Origin of the sequence: Xenorhabdus bovienii (assembly GCF_024721015.1) — a bacterium.
Lineage (GTDB): Bacteria > Pseudomonadota > Gammaproteobacteria > Enterobacterales > Enterobacteriaceae > Xenorhabdus > Xenorhabdus bovienii.
The window spans coordinates 1-1,456 of record NZ_JANAIF010000203.1; the positions used below are offsets into that span (position 1 = coordinate 1).

The window sequence follows — 1,456 nt, forward strand, 5'->3', positions numbered from 1 at the left end:
AGAACCCGCGCTATCACCTCTCCCATATGCAAAGCAGCGAAGGCTTCCGTGATTTTGGCAGCCAGACACCGTATACCGTGTTTGAAAGTTATGGACGCTTTCAAAAAGATGCCGCCGCCAAACCCTTTTTAAAATACCGTCAGGAAGCGCTGGATAACCAGAAACAAACCGGCAGCGGCAGTAGTAACTGCATCAAACTGATGCCGGGCAAAATCTTCGAGATAAAAAATCATCCACATAAACCGCTTAATGTTCGCTGGCAGGTGGTGGGTATCAGCCACCACGGACGTTGCCCGCAGGCACTGGGAGACAGTGGCGGTGAAGGCACCACACTCAGCAACACATTCAGTTTCATTTCTGGCCTCGATGATTACCGTCCACCGTTCCACTACAAACCCTTAGCCGAGGGTGATGAAACGGCGAGGGTGGTCGGGCCGGAAGGGGAGGAAATCTTCGTCAATAAAGACGGCGCGATTAAAGTGCATTTTCACTGGAACCGCTATGACGATCCGGATGACGGAGCTTCCTGCTGGGTACGTGTCGCGCAAGGCTGGAACGGCAACGGCTTCGGCTTTATGGCCATTCCCCGTATCGGGCAGGAAGTGATTATTTCTTATCTGAATGGCGATATTGACCGCCCCATCGTCACCGGGTGTGTTTACAACGGCCTGAACCGTCCGCCACTGGATTTACCGACGCAAAAGACCCGCACGACCTTTAAAACAAAAACCCACAAGGGCAAAGGTTTTAACGAACTGCGCTTTGAGGATGCGAAAGGCAGCGAAGAAATCTATTTTCACGGCCAGAAAGATTTTACCGCCCATATCGAAAATGATGCTTACTGGCATATCAAGCACGACCAGAAGAGCCGCATCGACAGTAACCGCTACCACGATATCCGCGCCGATGACCACCATCAGGTGGCCGGTTCGCGCAAAATCACCACCGAAGGGGATGTGTCACACCGGATTGCCGGCAGTCAGCATACCCAGACTGGGGATGCGACCATCATTGACAGCGGACAGGAAATTCACCTGAAAAGCGGTGGCAAAGTGGTGCTGGAAGCCGCATCTGAAATCACGCTGAAAGTGGGTGGCACGTTTCTGAAAGTCACGCCGGGCGGCATTCTGTGTTCACCGCTTAATGTCGGGCAGGGTTCCGGTGGCAGCAGGCGCGGGCTGGCACTGCAATTACCGGAAGGTGTAGCACCGTTGCCGATGGTGGAATTCCCGGCTCACCCATACTGCCCGTTACTGGCACAGCAGGATGTCAGTCCGGTGATTAAACCCGCCAAAAAGGAATAATTATAATGACGGAAGAAATGATGACAGAAACCTCAACAAGCTGGCAGGCATGGCTGAATAAATCCAATGATGCACCGGTATTCTTTATCCTCAATTCGCTGGCGCAACCCAATCCGGTCGATCAGTTTTACCATAACGACTGGGTTGAGCAG

Annotated in this window: 1 protein-coding gene; it reads left to right on the top strand. The window is 52.6% G+C overall.

The features are described 5' to 3' along the window. On the top strand, positions 1 to 1,304 hold a 1,304-nt coding region (tssI, locus tag NXS07_RS19980), incomplete at its 5' end, for a type VI secretion system tip protein TssI/VgrG (protein ID WP_258087507.1). Positions 1,305 to 1,456 lie beyond the last annotated feature (152 nt).